Source organism: Bifidobacterium pullorum subsp. gallinarum, assembly GCF_000741215.1.
In the GTDB taxonomy this organism is placed as follows: Bacteria; Actinomycetota; Actinomycetes; order Actinomycetales; family Bifidobacteriaceae; genus Bifidobacterium; species Bifidobacterium pullorum_B.
Genome location: NZ_JGYX01000003.1, coordinates 1 through 20,698, shown reverse-complemented (window position 1 = coordinate 20,698; position 20,698 = coordinate 1). Strand labels below are relative to the sequence as shown.

Sequence of the window (20,698 nt, the reverse complement as noted above, 5' to 3'; positions counted from 1 at the left end):
ACCTTCGGGACCAGTTCGTCGGTTGTGCCCGAAGTCTTGCGCAAATGTGGTCGGCCCGTTGCCGGGTCGGTTTCAGTCGGTTGTCTGCATGGTGTCACCGAGCCGGGACATGTCCAGGTAGCGTCGCGTGGACCATTGGTTGGCGGTGACGTAGCGGATGCGCGCGCAGATGAGCATGAGCGCGCTCCTGCCGTCCGGGAAGCTGCCGACCACACGTGTCCTCCTGCGGATCTCCCTGTTCAATCGTTCGATCATGTTGTTGGTGCGGATCCGACGCCGGTGTTCCGGTGGGTACTCGTCGAGCAGGTAGGTCGTGGCCTCGCCCATGCCCTCCCTCAGGCATGAGGCGGCGGCCTTCAGGCCCCTGTCGTCCATCTGCGCGGCCACGCTTCCGGCCTTCTCCAGCGCGGATTCCCGGCTTTCCATGGCGAACACGGCCTTGAGCGCCGACGCGGCCCACGCCGTGTGCCGGTGGCTGACCTTGGAGAGCACGTTGCGCATGAAGTGGACCATGCACCGCTGGTATCTGGCGTCCGGCAGCATCGCGTTGACCGTGGAGACGAGCCCGGCGCACCGGTCGCCGACGACCAGGCGCACGCCCCTGAGGCCGCGTTCGATCATCGACCTGATGAACTGCTCCCAGCTGGCGCGGTCCTCCTTCATGCCCTCCGCGACGCCGATCACCTCCCGGTGGCCGGTATCGTCCACGCCGATCGCGACCAGGACGCTGACGTTCTCCACGCTCCCGCCCCACGTGCGCTTGTGCCACACGCCGTCCACGAACAGATACGGGTAGGCGCGCCCCAACGGCCTGTTCCGCCACAGGTCGATGTCCTCGTACACGCGCTTGAGCTTGTCGCTCAGGGTCTGGGAGGGCATGCGCTCTCCCCACAAAAGCCTGCTGATGTCGTCGACCTGACGCGTGCTCACTCCCGCCAGGTACATGTCGATCAGCGCCTCCTCGACGCTCTCCTCCCTCCTGCGGTAGCGTTCGATGACCGCCGACTCGAACAGGGCGCCCTTCAGCTTCGGGACCTTCAGGGTCATGGTGCCGGCCTTCACGGTCAGGTTCCGCTCGTAGTGGCCCGCCCGGTACGCCTTCCGTTCCCCGGACCGCTCGTACCTGGCCGCGCCCGTGATCTCGTCGGCCTCCGCGTCAAGCATCGCGTTCAGCAGCTCCTCGACCTTCTCGCTGACCAAACGGTCGAGTTTCGTCTCGAGCATGTTCTCGTCGACCTGTAGAATCTGATTCGGCATGGTTCCGTCGCCTCTTTCCAACTGCGATTGATTGTTTGGCGACTGAAATCGTACCCCGGCGACGGACCATGTCTCCTTTCAAAGCTCAACCAAAATGCGCAACAAACCGGACGTTATCAGTTCGTCACTGATGGGATCGCAACCGTGGAGCGTCTGTCCGAGGAATGTTCCTGAACGTCATCCGCTACTTGGAGACGGAAATGTGTAAGCAATGAGAGGGTTGATATGAGGCGATTCCTTGCTTGGTGTCCGACCGTGCTGACATGCACGGGTCGCGGTCTATTGCTAAGGACAGTGGTTTCGTCAGCCGGTATGTCGATTCTCACGGCTGCGGTCTGTTGATTCTGGGCACGTTTAGGCAAGATCGGTCTGCATGGTTGACCCTGCGAATTGGTGCGCATATCACGCCGCCCCTGTGCATGTGCGGCTCCATTCCCCACCGCCGCATCCTTTTTTCGGAAACGGCATGCGGGGTAACTGGTTGGAGGCCTTCAAGATGGAGCGCTATCCTGCTCAAACTCTAGCTGATCGTATCATGGTACGGCGGCTGGTATTTCCTGGCCGGTGTCCTGCTGTTCGCGTTGCTGCGGCGATATGTGCCGGCGAAAGTCATAACGACGTTGTTCAGAGGGGATGAAGCGTTGGACGTGCTGATGACGGCCACGATCGGAGTGCCGCTCTACGCCTGCGGCGGAGGAACGATTCCGCTGCTGCAGGCGTGGCTGGTGGACGGTATGAGCATCGGCAGTGCCGCATTGTTGATGCTCGCAGGTCCTGCCACGCAAATCACCAATCTAGGTGCCTTGAAGATCGTGCTGAGACCTCGCCGTTTCCTCCTCTATATTGGTTTTTGTCATACCTTTTCCTTGGCGCTCGGGCTGGTTGTCAACCGGACTATGTGAAGGAGCAGCAAAGGTGTTATCGTTCCTGCTGTGTTTGCAATCTCACGGTGAAGCACCATGCTCGTGAACAAAGGTGCGAATGAATGCGATGGTTGAACTAGAAGGCCGAGTCGCTTAACCGGGCGTGGGATGTACCATGAGCGTGTAATGGTCAATGATGCACAGCGAGGTGAGACTATGGGCAATCGTTCCGCATCCGACGGCGACCAACATGACGACCCGGAGCTGTCTCATGCCCAACCCGGAACCGGCGATTCAGCGGTAAGCGACGAAAACGACCCAATCGGATTGCCGGAACCGCAGAAGTATGACAGACCGTATTTCGACGTCTTCGATTATTTATCGGATGAGTATGCGGATGCGCGGAATCTGAACGAGGCCATCGACATGCGTGGTCAGAAAGCCTTCGCCCAGAGCGTGACGCCCGATGATTTCAGTGATGCCTCTCCGGACAATATGACGAAAATGGGCATCGCCGAACTGTGGGCCGAATCGACATGGAATGATGGACGATCCACTCGCAATATCGCGCTGGAACGGTCCGTCGCCGGCATCCAGGAGGGGGATATGCTTGAAATTCGTCGTTGCTCCAAGGAAATCAACCCGTGGGGATACTCGTTCCATCGTGTGGATGACGACATCACGTTGCCATATACCCCCCTACCATGATTTCGACGACAGGTTCCTTTCTCGAATGCTGGACGACCTGTCCGAAAACGAACGGCTGATTTGCCAAGTTAGAGATACCACCTGCTACGGGGAGGACGGCATTGACATCGACCCGTCATTCCATTGGCGCGTATACACCTGCAAAGTAACCGTTTACCGGCAGAATCTTCCGGAATCGCGCAAAGACTAGTCGGGTGGCGCTTGTAAATGTCCGAATAGAGAATGTCGTTCCGGAAAATGAACGGCGACAAGTGATGAGTGGTGATTACTGACAGGATTCGACAGGGTACTTCTTTGCGTTCTTCTGCATTTTGTCGCGGATGATGTCGTCGAGATCGAAACCCAATTTGTCGGCGAGCATGATGCAGTAGATCATGACGTCGGCGATTTCCTCGTGGATGTGTTCCAGATCGTCTTCGCATGGCTGGTCGTTCCAGTGGAAACATTCCAACAATTCCGCAGCTTCGATGCTCACGGATTTGGCCAAGTTACCGGGTGCATGGTACTTGTCCCAATCGCGCTCTCGGACAAAGGTGCGGATAAGGTCGATGGTTGAATCGGAAATCATAGTCAATAGTGTATTCCATGGGTACCATGTGAATATGAGTGGGACAGCTGAACAGATGCGGTTTTGTATCGTGAAGGTACCTTACGCCGGCGTTGATACCGAAAACGGGAAAACCATTTCCGTGGATCGATATCGCGAGGTTTTTGAGACCACTCTCGAAACAAGAGCTGACGCTTGGGTCAGCCCGAGAACTTCCCTTGAAGTGGCGACTGAGAAGCTGATTGATCGATATGGCAAGGAAAAGAGCCATCTGCTGAATTGGCCGACGGTATATATCGTCTGGTTTGAAAACACCACGACCGCCGGCGGAAGTAGTGCGAAATCAGGGAATAGGTGGTATGTGTATGTAGGGGAGAGCCAACACATTCTTGACCGTACGGTTCAGCATATCACTCTAACAAAAAGTCGTACTGAAGATATCGCGGACAATCAGGAATCTTTGCATGCGGATGATGCCGATGGAGAAGTCACCGCCGACCATGCGTTATCAAGATATTTGGAGACGGAGAAGAACGCGGATCAACGGATAACGGATGCGGTCAGCAACGGTGCAGATGTCAATCAATACGTTATCTGGGAGCGGCATTTCAATAAATCGCTGACTTTGGACGTTGAGAACAAACTCATCGACTACATGAAGTCCATTGATCATGTCGATTGTCTGAATGGTCGAGGCAATCCACAGGACGAATACTATACGTCGACCTATCTGGACAGTATTGTCTCCGCTGCTTGGCGGAAGCTTGTATCGAAAGACGAAGACGGCATTTTCCCTCCGGAAGAGCAGATCTGGCAGTCTTCGTTGTATAAGGTTTCGCCGTTCCATAAGCTTGGAAAAGAACAGCATGAGGCATTGAGGGATATCGAAAAGACGGTGTTCGATTGCCTGGATCGATGGCGGAGCCCAGGAGATACACGGCTCATTCTTGTCGGTGGCGCCGCCGGTACGGGGAAGACCATTCTACTCAGTACGCTGTTCTACGAATTGGCAAATTCACTGAATCTGGATTCAGATGAGAACACTTCAGAATCCGCCAATCACAAACAGCGTGTATGTTTGCTGGTGAATAACGAAGATCAGCGTAAAGTTTACGATGACATGGCCACAAAGCAAGGGCTGCAGAAACAGTCAATGCAATGTGTTTCTCGTCCGACAAAGTTTATTAATGATCGTTCACTGTCCGTTGGGACCAGCTCGTGGGACTATACGGAGATTCCAGGGGAGAATTGTCGTGCGGATGTAGTGCTTATTGATGAGGCGCATCTGCTGTTTACGCAGAAGGTGCAAAGCGGTATTGAAAGTCACCTGCACGAGATTTTACGTAGGGCAAAGGTGGTCGTAGCCGTATTTGACCCTGAGCAAATCATGCAGCGAAAACAGTGGTGGAATCCGAATACGTTGCGGCAGCTTGGTTTTGAAGAGAACGGTTATGTTGCGGACGCTGATTCGGTGGATAGTGTATTGACGTTTACGGGGCATTACAGCAATGCTAAGGTGAATGACGGCAAAGAGGTTATTATCACGGATTCCTATCCGGTAAGCAGGATTAATCTGACTTGTCAATACCGGATTGATGCGAGTGATGAAGTCATCCAGTGGATTGATGCGTTGTCTTCTCGCTGTGCGCAACTACCTCGGCTGGTTCCCGAGGACACTACTGCAAGAATCAGCATGGTGGACGAGGACGGCGATAACACTCTGACGTTAGGCTGTCCTTATGAGATAAAGGTTTGTTCATCACCTGAAGAGGTTTTTAGTGAAATCAACAAGAAACGAGACTGGGTTTTGTCTCGTCAGGAAGACGCAGAGGAAACGAAGCCTGCAAAGGGGCGGAAGAAGAAGACCAAGCGTGCTGCGGTAAAACCTCGTGATTTGTGTCGCGTGGTAGCTACGTTTGATTGGCCGTATGATTCAGGTGATGCATTGGGAACCGTGGATTTGTATTACGACCCTGACTATGAATGGCACTGCGACGGACAACAATATCGGGGTGCCTGGCGACGGCCCAATTACGTTGACGGAGATCCCGAGATTCCTGAACATGTGAAGGTGTTTAGACGCAGATGGAATCGGGCAAAGGATATCTTGGAGGACGAGGAACGAGAAAAACGTCAAACCGGTGAATCGTGGGCGAGTGACGAATCCACTAAGAACGAGGTCGGTTCGTACTTCACCATCCAAGGGTTTGACTTGAACTACGCGGGTGTCATCATCGGCCCGTCTGTTGGATACGATGAAGATCGCAACTGCATTGTGTACCGTCCTGAGATGAGCTGTGACCCAGGCGTGACCAGTAGTCGCAAAGATATCTCCACTAGCGAGGATCTTGAGTATTTCAAGCGCGAATGTATTCGTAAACAGCTTGGAGTGCTAACCAAACGAGGCGTTCATGGTTTATACCTGTTCGCAGTCGATCCCGTGTTGCAGAAAAAACTGCAAGACTCAATGTCCGTTTGAGGATATGCTGTGACGTGGGAAAACGATTCTTGAGGAAGAGGTCTTGCCTACCACGACACGTTGCGTTGCTGCGAGGAAGATGACATGTCGCGAAACTGCGGGTCATGTCGCGAAAATGTCGGGATTATGACGGGATTATGTCGCGAAACGACAGGGTATGTCGGGAATACGACGGGATTATGTCGTGAAACGCTGAATCCTGTCGCGAAACGCTGGGTTTTGTCGCGGAAACGGTTGTGTTCGAAGCCTCGCGCAAATGCGGTGTCCCATCGTTGAAATCGGACGTTATCTTGTCATGCGCCCCGTTGATCCAGATTCTTCGTCAACTCCTCCAGGTGGAACCGCCAATCGGCCACACGCTCCTGTGTGTCCTTCAGATCGAAATGATCCAGATATCCCTGGTCTTCGGACCATTCCAGCAGATATTGCCGCTCGGGACCGTTCTCTCCGTTGATGGTGCGCAGGAAGTCGGCATACCCGGCCGGGCCGCCCACATCCTCCGGCGGCGCGGCGCCGTCGCCGTCCAGTACCAGGGGTTCATCGTGGTCACGATGCTTGATCGTTTTGACCACCTTGACGTCGATCTCCCAACCGTCCCCGTAATCATATGAGTACACCGCGGTCCGGGTTCGTGGGAATATCTCGCCCAGATGAACGTCGCGCGAGAACGATTTGACGGGCTGTCGCTTTCGTTCCTCCGGTGTCATCCAGTCGGAGAAATCGTCATACATGTTGCCGTGCTCGTCCAACTGACGCTTCTGTCCGTTGCTGGTGAAGCGGAAATCGAACAGATGATAGTCCATCCATCGCATGCATTCCTGAATGATGACGTGCAGATCCAGGAACGTGTACGAGGCGGGCACCTCTATCAGTCGCCAGCACAGCGGATTCCCGTATCCACGTAGCGTGAGCTGGATTCTGAACGCGCGTTGATCCTGCGCCGGGTCGTAGCCGTCCGTCGGATTCGTTGTGCTGGTCGCGGTGCCCTTGCTGCTTTTGGAGGATGTGTTTTTCGCGTGGGACGTGGCGGCGGTATCGCCTTTGGCGGCGATTACCGGCTGCCCCTTCTTTCCCCTCAATTCGTTCAGAAGTTCCTTGGGATCGGTATGCTGCAATGCCAGCAGCAGCAACAACCGTTCTTCGAGCATATCCACCACGTCCGCGGTCTCGAGGAATACGTCGTGGACGTACTGCGCGCTGTCCAGTCCTTGTTCGGTGAACGTGACGGAACCGTCGCCATTGTCTTCGATGAGTTTGTCTTGTACAAGCTGGTCCAGAGCGTTTGCGTCCAGATAAGTCGGGGCGACCCAACGTGCGGAGCGGCTGCGTCCAACCTTGTCGGACAGCAGATATAGCATCAGCAGCGTCATATCGGCGATGAGTTCCGGATCGCGGTCGACATCTTTGCTTTTACGCGCCATGCTTGTTCCTTTTTCTAAACGAGTGGTATTTGCAGAATACCTGATATGGATTTTATTTCTTGCGAGTCAGACGTGTCGAAAAAGTGAGATTTCGCTGTATCCTGGATCTGTTCCGAGTAGTCGTTTGAGCGAAGGGGCGGATTCGTGGTGGAAGAGAACGAAACGGTCGGCACGGACACAGGCAAACTGATCGACGTGGTCGGCGCCGCCATCGTACGCGACGGCAAGGTATTGTGCGCTCGCCGTGGCAATGGGAAATCCCTTGCGGGTTACTGGGAATTCCCCGGCGGTAAGGTCAAGCCGGGGGAGAGCCGTCGTGAGGCGTTGCGTCGTGAAATCGAAGAAGAACTGCTGTGCGAAGTCACCATCGCCGATGAGGTGTGCACATCCATCCAACGTTACGATTTCGGCACAGTGCAACTCACTACGTTCATCTGCCATCTCGAATCGGGCACACCTCGTCTGACTGAACATCAGGAAATCCGGTGGGAACGGCCTGAGGATATGCCATCGCTCTACTGGGCTCCTGCAGACGTTGAAGCTGTGCAGCTCATTTCCGTCATGAACCTTGATCGGAAGCAGGGCAGCACGATGACCGATGCATCCGAATCCCCTCTTGACAACGTCACGTCCGAGCTGATCGAACACGTACCCGGCGCCACCTCATCCGTTCTCGAGGACGTCATGTCCGGGCTGATCAAACGCAGACCCGACGCTCCCGGTATCTATGCGCCCCGTCTCATCGCCAACCATCCCGGCAACACCATGGGAGACGTCATCGGCGAGGAACTTGAGAACGCCGACTCGTTTGATATGTCCGTCGCCTTCGTCTCCGCCGAAGCGGTCAAATCCCTATTCGAAGACTTCAAATCCAGTGCCGAACGTAGCGGCAGCGCGCAACGTAGTCGCCTCATCACCTCCACCAAGAACCATTTCAACACCCCGGCCGCATTCTGGGACTTGCTGCGGCTTAAACATGTCACCGGCGTCGACGTGCGCATCTGGAACGGCGGAACGGACCGATCGGCGCATTCGGGCGCGCAAGGCCAGCCGTTCCATCCCAAGGGGTATGTGTTCGCCCGCCATCTGGAGGATGGCAGCCCTACTACAATCTGTATGTCGGCAGTTCCAACTTGACCCAGACGGCCCTGAACACTCAGCGCGAGTGGAATCTCAAAGTCTCGTCCCTGGAAGGCGGCGAACTCGTCGACCAAATCCAATCGGAGATGGAATCCCAGCTTGCCGATTCCGAACCGCTCACCGAGGCGTGGATTACCCAATACGAAGAGGATTTCCAACGCTACGAACAGGAGCTGCGTCATCAGACACCATCGCGTTCCGCAATCCTCAAAGAGCGCGAACGCCAGCAGATCGAACCCAACGCCATGCAGCGCGAAGCGTTGGCCAGCCTGGAACAGCTGCGTGCGGACGGCGAACACAGTGCCATCGTCATTTCCGCCACCGGCACCGGCAAAACCTATCTCTCCGCGTTCGACGTGCGGCAGTGCAATCCACGACGCATGCTGTATGTAGCCGAACGCGAACAGATCCTCAAGAACGCGATGGCCTCCTACAAGAAAGTGCTCGGCTGTTCGGATGGCGATCTCGGTTTGCTGTCCGGCAGCAGCAAGAACACCAACTGCCGGTATATGTTCGCCATGGCGCAGACCTTGAGTAAGCCGGAGATACTGGAACGGTTCGCCGCCGACGAATTCGACTACATTCTCGTCGATGAGGCGCATCACGTTGGCGCCGAACGCTACCAGCGGATCCTCAACCATTTCGCCAATCCGGGGTTCCTGCTTGGCATGACCGCCACGCCGGAACGTACCGATGGCTATAACATCTACTCCTGTTTCGGCCATAACATCGCCTACGAGATCCGGCTGCAGCGCGCGCTTGACGAGGACATGCTCTGCCCGTTCCACTATTACGGTGTGGCCGAATACCTCGGGGAGGACGGCACGCGACTTACGGCGGATGATGGGAACACCGGGCAGCTGCGTTACGAGATCGGCCAGCTGGCCACGCCGGAGCGTGTGCGGTATATCATCGACAAAATCCAGACCTACACGCCGTACCATCAGCAGGTCACCGGGTTGGTGTTCTGCAGTCGCGTGGACGAGGCGGAACGGTTGTCCGCACTATTCAATACGCAGATCAACCAGCAGACGGAACGGGCGTACCGCACCATCGCTCTGTCCGGCAAGGTGTCCGCAGCGGAACGTGAGCAGGCGGTGCGGCGGCTGGAAGAAGGCGAACTCGACTACATCTTCACCGTCGATCTGTTCAATGAAGGCATCGACATCCCTTCGCTGAACCAGATTGTCATGCTGCGCAGCACCCAGTCCAGCATTGTGTTCACACAGCAGTTGGGGCGCGGCCTGCGCAAGTGCGCGGGTAAGGAAAGCGTTACCGTCATCGATTTCATCGGCAATTACGCCAACAATTATCTGATTCCGGTGGCGCTGTACGGCAACACCGGCGATCGCGATGTGGCGCGACGCAACCTGCAACGGCGGTCGATTGGGTTGAGCTCGATCAGTTTCGACAGGATTGCGCGGGAACGCGTGCTGAGTGCGCTCGACCATGCCGACTGGTCCGAGATGAAGAAACTCAGTGAACACTATCGCCAGCTGCGCTACGAACTTGCACGCATTCCGATGTTGACGGATGTGTACGCGTACGACCCGTCATTGCCGATGACGATGGCGTCGAAGAGCGGCGATTACTTGTCGTTCGTCAGGTCGCGCGAGCGCAGTCTCAGCCGAGGAAAGAATAATGGCGATGGCATGGCGTTCCTCGATTGCTTGGATCCGGTGAGTGACGCTGAGTCGGCAATGTTGAAGATGGCGACGGAATTGTTGCTGCCGGGACTGCGGCCGCACGAACTGGTCATCCTCGATGAACTCTGCCGGTTCGGCGAGGAGCGGATCGGCGATGCGGGGGAGAACGATGTTTCGTGGCATCCCTCCCGATCGCGTTCCGTGGCGGAACTGGCCGCGGCGATTACACGGCGATTCCCGGATGCGTATCTCACGGCGGAGCAGATGCAGTCGGCGTTGCGGGTATTGGACTATTCGTATTTCACGGCAACGAATCGGTCTCGGTTCGGTGGAACGCCATTGATTGAAGTCGACGATGAGCGTGGCGTGGGATTGTCTGCGGAGTTTACTGCAATGCTGTCCGGAAACCGTACGTTCCGTATCTTCTTTGCCGATACGATTCGGTGCGGGTTGATGGTGTGCCGTGAGATGTTCGAACGTGCCCGTGCGGGGCGTAGGGGCTTCGACCGTGGATTCCTGTACGAGCAGAAGTACAAGCTGGCCGATGTCATGCGGCTGCTCGGCTGGTCCGATGAAATGAACGGACAGAATGTCGGCGGTTACTTCTGCCATAAGACAACCGGTACCATGCCGATCTTTGTCAAGTACGCGAACAGCCAGTATGACGACCGATTTCTCGGCTTGCAGGAGATGCGGTATTTCAGCAAGAACAACCGCACCGTGAATTCTCCGGAGTTTATGTGGATGAAGGAAGGCTATGGTTCGGAGGGTTGGCAGGAGAACCATTTCATTCCGCTGTTCGTGATGCGCAAGGAGGAATCCGACGAGGCTAAGTATTACTACGTCGGACACGTCGCTGCGTTCAACGACTTGCGCACCATTACGCGGAAGGCCGAGGGCGACGGGGATGCGACCATGAACCTTGCCGTCGCCAACCTGCGACTGGCCAAACCCTTGGATCCCGAGCTCTTCCGTCATCTGACAGGCATGGCGACATCGTGATGCGTTCGGCGATTATGATGGCACGCAACGTTAGCGACGGGGCGCGAGAACCGATACAATGAAGCGACGAGTATATTACGTTTTCGGAAAGGGGCAATGATGCAAACATCCGTCGGCATCAATGTGCCCTCCCGGATTCTTGATTGGGTATTGAATATCGGCAGCAAGGATCGGCTGACTGATGCACAGCTGAGCAACATCAGAGAATGGAGAAGCGGTGCTTCCCTGCCGACGGTGAAGGACATTCGAACGATAAGCGACAGGTTGCAGGTGCCGTTCGGATATTTCTTCCTTTCACAGCCGATTGATGATACGCCTCCGGTGTGTGCGCACAGGACAATTGGGAGTCGTGATATCGATCGAAAGCCGTCAAGGGATCTGGTTGATACGGTTTACGCCATGTCCGCGTTGCAGGATTGGGCCCGGCAGGACCGGATTGATCACGATGAGGAACCTTTCGATTTCGTGGGGTCTGTTGCTGTCGATGTTGACAGTGCCGGTTTGACCGAAGCGTTGCGACAGGTGCTGCGACTTGATGAATATTGGTATCGTGACGGGGCAAATTCTAATCCGGACACCGCATTTGTATATCTGCGCGACCACGCCGAACAAGCGGGAATCATCGTCATGATGAGCGGCATCGTGGGGGAGAACGTGCGCCGTCGTTTGGATCCTGAAGAATTCCGTGCGTTCGCTTTGATTGACGAATATGCGCCGTTGGTATTCATCAACAGAGCCGATGAGCCTGCATCGGCACGGCTGTTCTCATTGGTGCATGAACTTGCCCATATTCTGCTTGGCGAAGACGAATTGTATAACGATAAATCCGTTTCTGTCGCAGTCACGCCCGTTGAACGGCTTTGCAATGCCGCGGCCACTGCGTTGCTGATGCCGGATGAGGACTTCTCCATGGCGTGGGGCGCCGCAGGTGGTGACGCGGATGAACGGATACGAGCTGTAAGAAAACTGTTCCCGGTTTCCTGGGTGACGGTCGCATTGCGCGCATTGCACCACAGGTATATTTCAGAAGAGCAGTATGACGCGGTATGCAAGCGTGCAAAGGAATGGACAGCTACTCAGAAATCCCGCAATGTTTCTTCTGGCGGCAACTATTACGCTACGAAAAGCAGCAGATTCGATCATCGGCTGCTTGACCGCATCGTCGCCAGCGTGGCCGAAGGCCGGACCTCCTACACCGAGGCGTATCGGATGACTGGAACGAACCGACGCACTTTCCAGGAATTGCTGAAGAGGGTTGAACCATGAGCGATTCGGACTTGACTCTTACCCAGGGAGCGTTGTTCGACGATCCGACTCCCAGCTACCTCATCGACGCCAACTGCCTGATGAGACCGTATAACGAGTATTACAGCCCTGACTTCAAATTGTCCGAGTTGTTCTGGAGTCGGCTGTTCGGGTTGATTCGAAGAGGAGTCCTCGGCATCATTGACAAGGTCCGTGATGAGACCTACGGTCATGCTTCCGACGAGTTGGACAAACAGCTTGATGCAGTCAGGTCCTTGGTTCTTGTCACTGATAACGATGCGAGCATCCTGAATGGATACCGGCAAGTGCTATCGCATATCGCCACGACGCCTATGCGGTATCAACCGAAAGCGGTAAGAGACTGGACCCCTGAAACGGTAGCCGATCCGTGGCTGCTCGCTACCGCCATGGCATTTCGGTCGACAATCGTGACGTTTGAGACGAAACCGGACCCGGCGGGGCGTCCGTGGAAACGCGTGAAGATTCCGGCCGTTGCTGAAGACTTCGGCATTCCATGCATGGATTTGTTCGTTTTCATGAAAGAAGTTGGTGGGTTTTAATTGGGATAGCGCCGCCGCGTTTCATGGCCGGACGGTGACGACATGTGTTCGATTATATGATGCGCATAGTTTGGCTCTTGTGTTGTTTTCGTGGGTGGTGGCTCGTCGTTGAGCCGTTGAATACGAAGGTGTGAGGGGCGCTTCCTGTAGGTTTGTTTTTCGACCAAGAATACAACCGAAGAAAGCGCCTTAGTTGAAGGGTTGGGGGCTGCGGACGTTTTCTTGGAGTTGTTTTCCTATACGGCCAGCCCCTGGCTTGTTCTGTATCCTACCGGGCTTTTCCATCCCAGCGACTGTTTGATCCTCGTATGGTTGTACCAACGGATGCACTCGCCGGCGAGGCCGCCGGCCTCCTCGCACGTACGCTCCTCCCAATGCCCGGAGATGCACGGACCCGGGTCTTCATACGACCGAAGAACCCCTCGGCCGCGGCGTTGTCCGGGCTGCACCCCTTCGCGCCCATGGACCGGACCAGGTCGTACCGGCTCATCCGGTCCAGCCATCCCGGACACCGGTAACGGCATCCGCGGTCGCCGTGAGACCACGGGACGCTCGTCGGCACGCAGCGTGGCGGTGGCCCGGACCCGGCATCGTGTCGCGCCGGTCCCGCGTTCGGCGACGTCCCGACCGTGTGCGCCACGACCATGCCGTCGTAGCAGTCGATCATCGGGGAAAGGCAGACCTTGCCGTCACGGGCCTTGATCCCGCGTGGTGTGTGTTGCGTCAAGTTCGGGCGTGCCGTTTGATCGTGGGGAAGTTGACCGGGTGATCGGCTGGTTTGTTGCCGTTTGAGCGTCTGGTCCCGTCCTGTTTGGTTGTGTTTGTTTGTTATTGCATGAGGGCGTGGGTCTTGCGGTAGGACTCGCCCTCGAATCTGATCATCCTGCCGTGGTGGACGGTGCGGTCGATTGACAAGCGGCGTGCCGTGTTGGGGTCGCCGAAGATCCTGCCCCATCCGCCGGACTCGATGTTGGCGGTCGTGGATGACGCTCTGCCGCTCGTACGCGTTGGTCACGACCTGGAAGAGCAGGCGGCTGCCCTCCTCGTCGATGGGCACGTAGCCGAGCTCGTCGAGGATGATGAGCCCGGCTTTGCCGATCTGGGTGAGCTCCTTGTCGAGCCGGTTCTCCGCGTTGGCGCGCAGCAGTCGCATGACGAGTTCGGCGGCGGTGAAGAACCTGACCGGGATGCCCCGCCGGCAAGCCTTGCGCCCCAGCGCGACGGCGAGGTGGGTCTTGCCTGTGCCGGGTGGCCCGAACATGACCACGTCCTCCGCGTGTTCGATGAAGTCGAGGGATTCGAGGGCCTGACGCCCGTAGTCGACGGGGAACCGCAGGGGCGACCCGGTCGTAGCCGCCCGGGTTCCTTGGATTGGGGGAACCCGGCCTGCTTGAGCAGGCGCGCGCGTTTGGAACGCTCCCTGGAGTCGAGTTCGGCGAGCATCCACGCGTGCATGAACTCCATCTGCGTTGGCGTGGCCGTCTCGAGCTGGTCGGCGAGGACCTGTCGGGTCAACGGGAGCTGTCGGGCGAGTTCCATGATCTCGTCCATCATGCGTCCGGTCGACGCGCGGCGGCGTTTCGTGTCGGGCTGTGCGGTTCCGGGTTTGGTCATCATGCCTCCTTCCTGTCTTCGGCCGGCCTCATGAACCGGTCGTAGTCGCGAAGGTCCGGGGCGGGTTCGTCGTGCGGGGTCTCGCCCGCGGCGATCCGGCGGCTTAACGCCATCAGGCTGGCCTCGTCGATGCCGTGCCCCTGCTCGACGAGGCGCTCGGCGGCGGCTGCGGAGGCCTCGAACCCGCTGGCGTCCGACGCCTTGGCGATCAGACGGAACGTGCGTTGGCGTTGCTTGGAGTCCCGGGCTTGCGAATCGCCAGACGCAGCTTGTCGGGGAAATCACCACGGATCGGGCTCTCGCCCCACGCGCGGGTCTTCCTGGCCAGCGCGGGCAGCAGCGAGGCCGGGTTCCTGACCGTCCCGGGATCCTTCCCGTAGACGCGGGGAAGACGGGCGACCGAGCGCCCGTCCTGGGTGCGGATCCCCCGCGTCGAACGCGCGCAGGCCGACGTCCAGGGTCCACCCGTGCCAGGAGGGGCCGGCGAGGTACCGGTGCGAGTCGATCTCGACGACCCCCTGCTTATCGGCCTTGCGTATCTCCCACCGGCACGCGTCGAACGGATGGGACGGCAGGCGTTGCATCAACGCGCGCCCGACGCGCGGACAGGTCGCCGACCGGTGTCTTCAACCGGTAGTGCGGCCGTTCGGCGATCTCGTCGCACCGGGAGAGCATGAACCTCGTCAACTGCGCGTACGACTCCGCGTCCGGCAGGGGCACCATCACATTGCGGCGCAGGAACCCGACCGCGTTCTCCACACTGCCCTTCTCCCAGCCGCTGGCGGGATTGCAGAACCCGGCCTCGATCCGGTAATGCTCGATGAACCGCCGGGGACACGTCCACCACGGTGATCCCGTCCCACGCGACCCGGTGCCCCGCGCCGGTGGCGTCGTACGGACACCATGACCAGCGGCGCGACCCCGATATGCTCGAACACCACGCGCAGCCCCACGGCGCACGCATTCAGCGTTCTCCCCGGGAAGGGCCACCGCATACCGCATGTTCGAATGCGGGAACGAGACCACCAGGCAATGCACGTCCGTCCGGTTCCCGGCGACCGCGGCCTGCGCCAGCCCGAAATCCACCTGCATCACCCCCGGCGACCACTCCAGCTCCAAGTACCCCTCGCCCGGCACGCGATGCTCCTGCCTCCAACGCTTCACATACCGCTGCACGATCGGATACGAGCCGTCGAACCCCTGCTCGGCGACCAGCCGGTCGTACACGCGCCTGGCGGTATGACGCTGCTTGCGGGGCATGAACCGGTCCGCCTCCAGCCACTTGTCGATCAGCGGCTTGTACGGGTCCAGCTTCGATCTGGATTCCGCGCGCACGGGAGGCTTGGGCGAACAGTCCTCCAACTGCGCGTACTTGCGGACCGTCTGCCGTGACACCCCGACCTCCCTGGCGATCCGACGCCAGGAAACACCCCGGGCATCGAGAATCCTGATACGTTGTTGTATGGGCGTTGGCACCGTCATATCCTTTCCTACACCGGGAGAAACCACACTCAACTCGGGAATCTAATCCGAACGGGACGGGGCCGACGCCTCCTTCATGCCAAGAAGATGAAACGGCTCAATCCGGACCGCTCAACCGGTCAACTTCCTCACGATCATCCGGCACACTCACCATTGTTCACAGACAGTGGTGTCCGTGAGCCACTTCACGTTCGGCGCGGGAGCGGCGGAGGTCCCTGCCGACGAGGTTGCCCGGCGCGGGCGTGACCTCGCCCTCGCATGAGCTGTAGCGCCGCCGTCCGGGAACACGGGCGACCAGCCCGTCCTCGCGCATGATCCCGCGAATCACCTTCTCCGACGTCCCGGTGCCCAGCGCCGCCCTGACCCGCCGATACCCGTATCGGCCCTCGATTCGCGGAACACGTCCGCGACGCGGCGGCGCAGGGCCCCGTGCTTATCGACCCCCGTTCTCGCGTGGTGGCAGTGGTAGCTGCTGGGCGCGATACCGCGGCAAGGAGACCATCGACCTCAGCGAATACCTCGGCCCCGGCCGGTCGACCGGCATCGCCTTCTCCCTGTCCGACAGGTGTTTTTGTTCAATTGTTTGTTGAGGTTTGGGGGTGGTGACGTTTTGTTGGACTCCGGTGTCCTTGTTCTTTGATTATGCCATGAGTCCGAGCTCGCGTCTTCGTTTGGCGATGCTGGTGCCGAAGGCGAGCTTGATCCGCTCGTCCCGATACCAGCGCATGTACCCGTCCAACTGTTCGACGAACCCTTCGATGGTGACGCCCGTGAAGCTCCGGCCGTGGAAGAACTCCTGCTTGAGATGCCCGAAGAACCCTTCCGCGGCCGCGTTGTCCGGACTGCAGCCCTTCGCGCTCATCGACCGGGTCAACCCGTTCTCCCTGCAGATGCTGATCCACCCGGGCCACCGGTAGTGGCAACCGCGGTCGGAGTGGATGACCGGACGCTCCCCGTCCCCGAGCGTGGCGCACGCGTCGCGGAGCATCCGGTTGGCCAGCTCGGCGTTCGGGCTCGTGCCGATCGTCCAGGCCACCGGCATCCCGTCGTAGCAGTCGATCACCGGGCTGAGGTAGACCTTGCCCGCGGGGATGGAGAACTCCGTCAGGTCCGTGACCCACAGCCGGTTCGGTTCCTCGGCATGGAAAACGCGATTGACGAGGTTGTCCGGCGCCTTGGTCAGCTCGCCCTTGTACGAGCTGTAGCGCCGGGCCCGCTTGAGCAAGGGGACGAGCCCGTGCCGCGTCATCAGCCGCATGACCCTTTTGGCGGACACGACGATCCCGGCGTTTCTCAGTTCGAGCCACACCCGCCGGTAGCCGTAGCGGCGCAGGCTGTTCTCGAACACGTCGCGCACCAGGGCGAGCAGCCCCTCGTCCCTGTCCGGCCTGTTCATCGCGTTCAACTGATGGTAGTAGGTGCTGCGCGCCAGACCGACCCGGGCGAGCAGACGCCCCGCGGGGATGCCATGTCCGGCACTGACGGCCTTGACGAGGATCGTCTTCTCCCTATTGGTCAGGTTGTCCGGGTCTGCGCCCCGCTCTTTTCCCACCAGATCCAACGCCCCCTTGAGGATCGACAGCTCGATCTCCGCCTCCCGTTTCTCCCTGCGCAGCCGCTCGACCTCCGCGCGTACACGATCACGCTCCGCGACCAGCCCCTCCAGGTCCGGCACGTCATGATCCGGACGGGCCGCGCCATCGTCCTCTTCCCTCAGATCATCCGGTCTCACTGGATCGCCCTCCGATACCGGTTCTCGCAGCAGTTGACGCTTCCAGTTTCTCACGACCGACGCCTCCACGCCCACCTCGGCCGCGACCTGCCGCGACGTGACGCCGCCCGCGACCAGCCGCGCCACCGCCATACGCCTGACCTCGTCCGCCACCGGGCCGCGCTTGACCGCGCGCTCCCCGGGCGCCAGCTCGTCGATCCACGCCGCCAGCACCTCACGGCTGGGATACCCCATTTGGCGTATGGTCCTGCTCAGACGCCTGCCATGTGTCAGGTAATGCTCCACCGCCGCGCGCCTCTGACCATCCGTGTACCTCGAATAATGCTCGCCACGACTGGAGGGGATCCCCGTGCGCCGTTCCTCCAGCCAGTCGCGATGCCACATGCGCAACGCCTCCTTGCTGGGATACCCCAGCTCCCGGATCACGTCCGCCGCGCTGTGCTCGTACCGCTCGTACAACTCCGCCGCGCGCCTGCGCTGCTCCCTCGAATACCTCGCCATGATGACGACTCCTCCCCGCTCAAGGAGTCCAACATTTCGTCACCACCCCGTTTTAGTCATGTAGTTTTTTCGGGTTTAGGCAAAGGCATGCCGACCACCCGTGGGCCTTATCTTGATGGTGCTTCGTTTTCCGTCAAGGAGGTCCGGAAAGGTTATGATCAGCATGCCCAAAGTCCAGTCTATTCGCCGTCGCAGGATGAACGGCGAGTCGATCGCGTCGATAGCGCGCAGCGAGAACGTCAGCGAGCCGACGGTGCGCAAGTACCTGAAGGCGGGGGATCTGTCTCCCAGGCCGCCGGTCAAGCGGAAACACGCGGAGTCGGTCATCGACCGTTACGTGCCGGTGATCGAGCAGTGGCTCGCGGAGGATCGCTGCACGTGGCGCAAGCAGCGGCATACCGCGACCCGGATATGGGAGCGTCTGCGTGACGAGTACGGGGCGGAGGTGTCGCTGTCGACCGTGACGAGGAAGGTCGCGCAGCTGCGGCGCGAGTTCGCCGCGGAGCGCGAGGCCGGCTACCTCGACCTGGTGTGGCATCCGGGCGAGGCGCAGGCCGATTTCGGCGAGGTCGACGTCAGGTTCCGGGGCGAGGTGTCTCGCATGCGCCGGTTCGTGCTGGATTTCCCGTATTCGAACGTCGGGCCGAGCCAGCTGATGCCCGGGGAGAACGCGGAGTGCGCGTGCCAGGCGCTTCGCGACATCTTCGAGTGGCTGGGCGGCGTGCCGCCGCGGATCGTGTTCGACAACGCCGCGGGCGTGGGCCGCAGGATGTTCGAACGGGTGAGGCTGACGCGCCTGTTCCAGTCGTTCCAGGCGCATTACGGGTTCGAATACGTGTTCTGCAACACGTACGCGGGCCACGAGAAGGGCGGCGTGGAGTCCCGGGTCGGCGCGGTGCGCCGCAAGCTGTTCGTGCCGGTGCCGAGCGTGTGGAGCATGCCGACGTTCAACGCCAGGCTGCTCGAACGGTGCCTCGCGCTGGGCGACAAGGACCACTACCGCAAGGGCGGGCGCGAGACGGACCTGTCCGCGCGGGGACCGCAAAGCGCTGCTGGCGCTGCCGGAGACACGCTTCGACGTGGTCACGTGGAAACGCATGAAGGCCGACAAGTACGGGATCGTCACCGTCGAGAGCAGACACCGGTACGCGGCCGGCCCCGAGCATGCGGGGCGCGAGCTGATCGTCGGGCTGCGCGCGTTCGAGGTCGAGCTGCTCGATGCCTCCGGGGCCCGCATCACGACGCATCCGCGCGCCTACGGCGACAACCCCACCAGCAGCGACGACCCGTCCCTGCGGATCGGGCTGCCGTGGCGACAGGCCCGGGGCCTGGCCCAACAGCCAGGTCCGAGAGGCGCTTCCCGACCCGCTGCGCGAATGGCTCGACGGGCAGGAGCGCGCGGTCCTCGCCGAGGGGCTGCGCACGCTCCGGCAGGCCGAACGCGAGAGCGGATGGGCGAACGCGGTGGCGGCGATGGCCGAGATCCTCGAGACCACCGGCGGCATCGACCGCGCCGGCGTATGCCTGGCCGCGGCCCGACACGCCGCCGGGACCGAGCCCGTCGCCTACGACGAGCCCGTCGACCTGACCGAATACGACCTGGCGTTCGCCGGGAGGGAGGACAACGCATGAGCCAGAGGAACGAGGAGCGCACGGACATCGACCGGCTGCGGGCGAGGGCCCGCGCCCTGTTCATCTCCCAAGCCACCATCGACGACCTGCTGGCATGGGCCACGCCCAGGCAGCTCCAGGCCGTCGACAGGCTGCTGCGCACGGAACTGGACAACCGCGAGACCTCGAAGCGCGCCAGGCTCCTGCGCCGCGCCCGGTTCCCCGTCCCCAAGACGCTGGACGGCCACGGTCTTCACGAACGTGAAGCTGCCCGACGGGTACGCCCGGGACGAGCTGCTCTCCCAGGGGCTTCGTCGGCAGGGCCCAGGACCTCGTGTTCTACGGGAAGACCGGACGCGGCAAGACCCACCTGGCCACCGCGCTGGGCATGAGCGCGATCGACCGGGGCATGAACGTACGCTTCCTGCCCACCGCCGAGCTCGTCCTTCAGCTGGGCCGCGCCAAGCGCGAGGGAACCCTCGAGACCATGCTCAAGGACATCGCCAAAGCCGATCTGATCATCCCKGSACGRGTTCGGCTACGTGCCCTTCGACGTCGACGGCGCCAGACTGCTCTACCAGGTCATCGCCGGCAGCTACGAGAGAAGGAGCATCATCTTCACCACGAACATCGAGTTCAGCAAATGGGGCACGATCTTCGCCGACGACAAACTCGCCGCCTCGATCATCGACCGCATCGTTCACCACGGACGACTCATCGAGTTCACCGGACAAAGCCACCGCATCAGCCAGGCACTCATGTTCGGCAAACCCAAACCAATAAACACACCGCGCACACCCACGCCCAAAACCGAAAAAATACCTGACGAAAACCGAAACACCAACTTGACTAAAAACAGGTGCGATTCG

General features: G+C 59.5%; 13 protein-coding genes and 6 pseudogenes. 10 read left to right on the top strand and 9 right to left on the bottom strand.

What is annotated here, in order from left to right:
- Positions 1-72: 72 nt before the first annotated feature.
- The gene (locus BIGA_RS04470; RefSeq protein ID WP_033506617.1) at positions 73-1,257 is read right to left on the bottom strand and encodes an IS256 family transposase; all 1,185 of its coding nucleotides are present in this window, start codon (positions 1,255-1,257) and stop codon (positions 73-75) included.
- A gap of 524 nt (positions 1,258-1,781) precedes the next feature.
- Between BIGA_RS04470 and BIGA_RS04465 the strand changes: the two genes are divergently transcribed.
- Together BIGA_RS04465 and BIGA_RS09730 are read left to right on the top strand one after the other, a co-directional pair.
- On the top strand, positions 1,782-2,159 hold the full coding sequence (locus BIGA_RS04465; RefSeq protein WP_081929468.1) for a permease: 378 nt from the start codon (positions 1,782-1,784) through the stop codon (positions 2,157-2,159).
- Between the two features lie 177 nt (positions 2,160-2,336).
- Positions 2,337-2,828, top strand: a complete 492-nt coding sequence (locus BIGA_RS09730; RefSeq protein ID WP_033506619.1) for a hypothetical protein — start codon at positions 2,337-2,339, stop codon at positions 2,826-2,828.
- 265 nt (positions 2,829-3,093) lie between these two features.
- On the opposite strand, the gene BIGA_RS04455 is transcribed toward BIGA_RS09730, so the two are convergent.
- A complete protein-coding gene (locus tag BIGA_RS04455) occupies positions 3,094-3,396 on the bottom strand; it encodes a nucleotide pyrophosphohydrolase (protein ID WP_033506621.1) in 303 nt (100 codons plus the stop codon).
- Positions 3,397-3,430: 34 nt separating this feature from the next.
- On the opposite strand from BIGA_RS04455, the gene BIGA_RS04450 reads away from it, so the two are divergent.
- The gene (locus BIGA_RS04450) at positions 3,431-5,854 is read left to right on the top strand and encodes a DNA/RNA helicase domain-containing protein (RefSeq protein WP_161786257.1); all 2,424 of its coding nucleotides are present in this window, start codon (positions 3,431-3,433) and stop codon (positions 5,852-5,854) included.
- Between the two features lie 293 nt (positions 5,855-6,147).
- On the opposite strand, the gene BIGA_RS04445 is transcribed toward BIGA_RS04450, so the two are convergent.
- Entirely contained in the window at positions 6,148-7,224 is a 1,077-nt protein-coding gene (locus BIGA_RS04445; RefSeq protein ID WP_161786258.1) for a plasmid pRiA4b ORF-3 family protein, read from the bottom strand.
- A gap of 198 nt (positions 7,225-7,422) precedes the next feature.
- Here BIGA_RS04445 and BIGA_RS04440 point away from each other — a divergent pair.
- From BIGA_RS04440 to BIGA_RS04425, 4 genes and pseudogenes are all read left to right on the top strand, one after another.
- Positions 7,423-7,845 (top strand): annotated as a pseudogene (locus BIGA_RS04440) ((deoxy)nucleoside triphosphate pyrophosphohydrolase); the annotation flags it as partial.
- Positions 7,837-11,063: pseudogene (locus tag BIGA_RS04435) on the top strand (DUF3427 domain-containing protein). The pseudogenes BIGA_RS04440 and BIGA_RS04435, both read left to right, overlap by 9 nt.
- Before the next feature lie 96 nt (positions 11,064-11,159).
- Positions 11,160-12,329, top strand: coding sequence for an ImmA/IrrE family metallo-endopeptidase (locus BIGA_RS04430; protein WP_033506627.1), 1,170 nt, complete (start codon positions 11,160-11,162; stop codon positions 12,327-12,329).
- On the top strand, positions 12,326-12,889 hold the full coding sequence (locus BIGA_RS04425) for a DUF4411 family protein (RefSeq protein ID WP_033506629.1): 564 nt from the start codon (positions 12,326-12,328) through the stop codon (positions 12,887-12,889). The genes BIGA_RS04430 and BIGA_RS04425 overlap by 4 nt, the downstream gene beginning before the upstream one ends.
- A gap of 236 nt (positions 12,890-13,125) precedes the next feature.
- Here the strand turns inward: BIGA_RS04425 and BIGA_RS10135 are convergent, their stop codons facing one another.
- The 6 genes and pseudogenes from BIGA_RS10135 to BIGA_RS04410 all read right to left on the bottom strand — a co-directional run bounded on the left by BIGA_RS10135 (position 13,126) and on the right by BIGA_RS04410 (position 18,218).
- Positions 13,126-13,392 (bottom strand): IS3 family transposase, encoded by a 267-nt coding sequence (locus tag BIGA_RS10135; RefSeq protein ID WP_353936591.1) that lies wholly within the window; start codon positions 13,390-13,392, stop codon positions 13,126-13,128.
- A pseudogene (locus BIGA_RS10190) lies at positions 13,290-13,577 on the bottom strand (IS3 family transposase); the annotation flags it as partial. The pseudogene BIGA_RS10190 and the gene BIGA_RS10135, both read right to left, overlap by 103 nt.
- A gap of 140 nt (positions 13,578-13,717) precedes the next feature.
- Positions 13,718-14,506, bottom strand: a pseudogene (istB, locus tag BIGA_RS09260) (IS21-like element helper ATPase IstB).
- 519 nt (positions 14,507-15,025) lie between these two features.
- Positions 15,026-15,898 carry an IS21 family transposase gene (gene istA, locus BIGA_RS09505; RefSeq protein WP_237744054.1) on the bottom strand — a complete coding sequence of 291 codons (873 nt, stop codon included), beginning with the start codon at positions 15,896-15,898 and terminating at the stop codon, positions 15,026-15,028.
- 244 nt (positions 15,899-16,142) lie between these two features.
- Positions 16,143-16,337, bottom strand: coding sequence for a hypothetical protein (locus BIGA_RS09255; protein ID WP_237744063.1), 195 nt, complete (start codon positions 16,335-16,337; stop codon positions 16,143-16,145).
- 288 nt (positions 16,338-16,625) lie between these two features.
- Entirely contained in the window at positions 16,626-18,218 is a 1,593-nt protein-coding gene (locus tag BIGA_RS04410; protein ID WP_034259736.1) for an IS3 family transposase, read from the bottom strand.
- Between the two features lie 163 nt (positions 18,219-18,381).
- On the opposite strand from BIGA_RS04410, the pseudogene istA (BIGA_RS04405) reads away from it, so the two are divergent.
- The 3 genes and pseudogenes from istA (BIGA_RS04405) to BIGA_RS10010 form a co-directional block, all read left to right on the top strand.
- Positions 18,382-19,850 (top strand): annotated as a pseudogene (gene istA, locus BIGA_RS04405) (IS21 family transposase).
- Between the two features lie 313 nt (positions 19,851-20,163).
- A pseudogene (locus BIGA_RS10015) lies at positions 20,164-20,322 on the top strand (ATP-binding protein); the annotation flags it as partial.
- Positions 20,323-20,371: 49 nt separating this feature from the next.
- Positions 20,372-20,698: ATP-binding protein (locus BIGA_RS10010; protein WP_272944571.1), on the top strand; the 327-nt coding region annotated here is incomplete at its 3' end.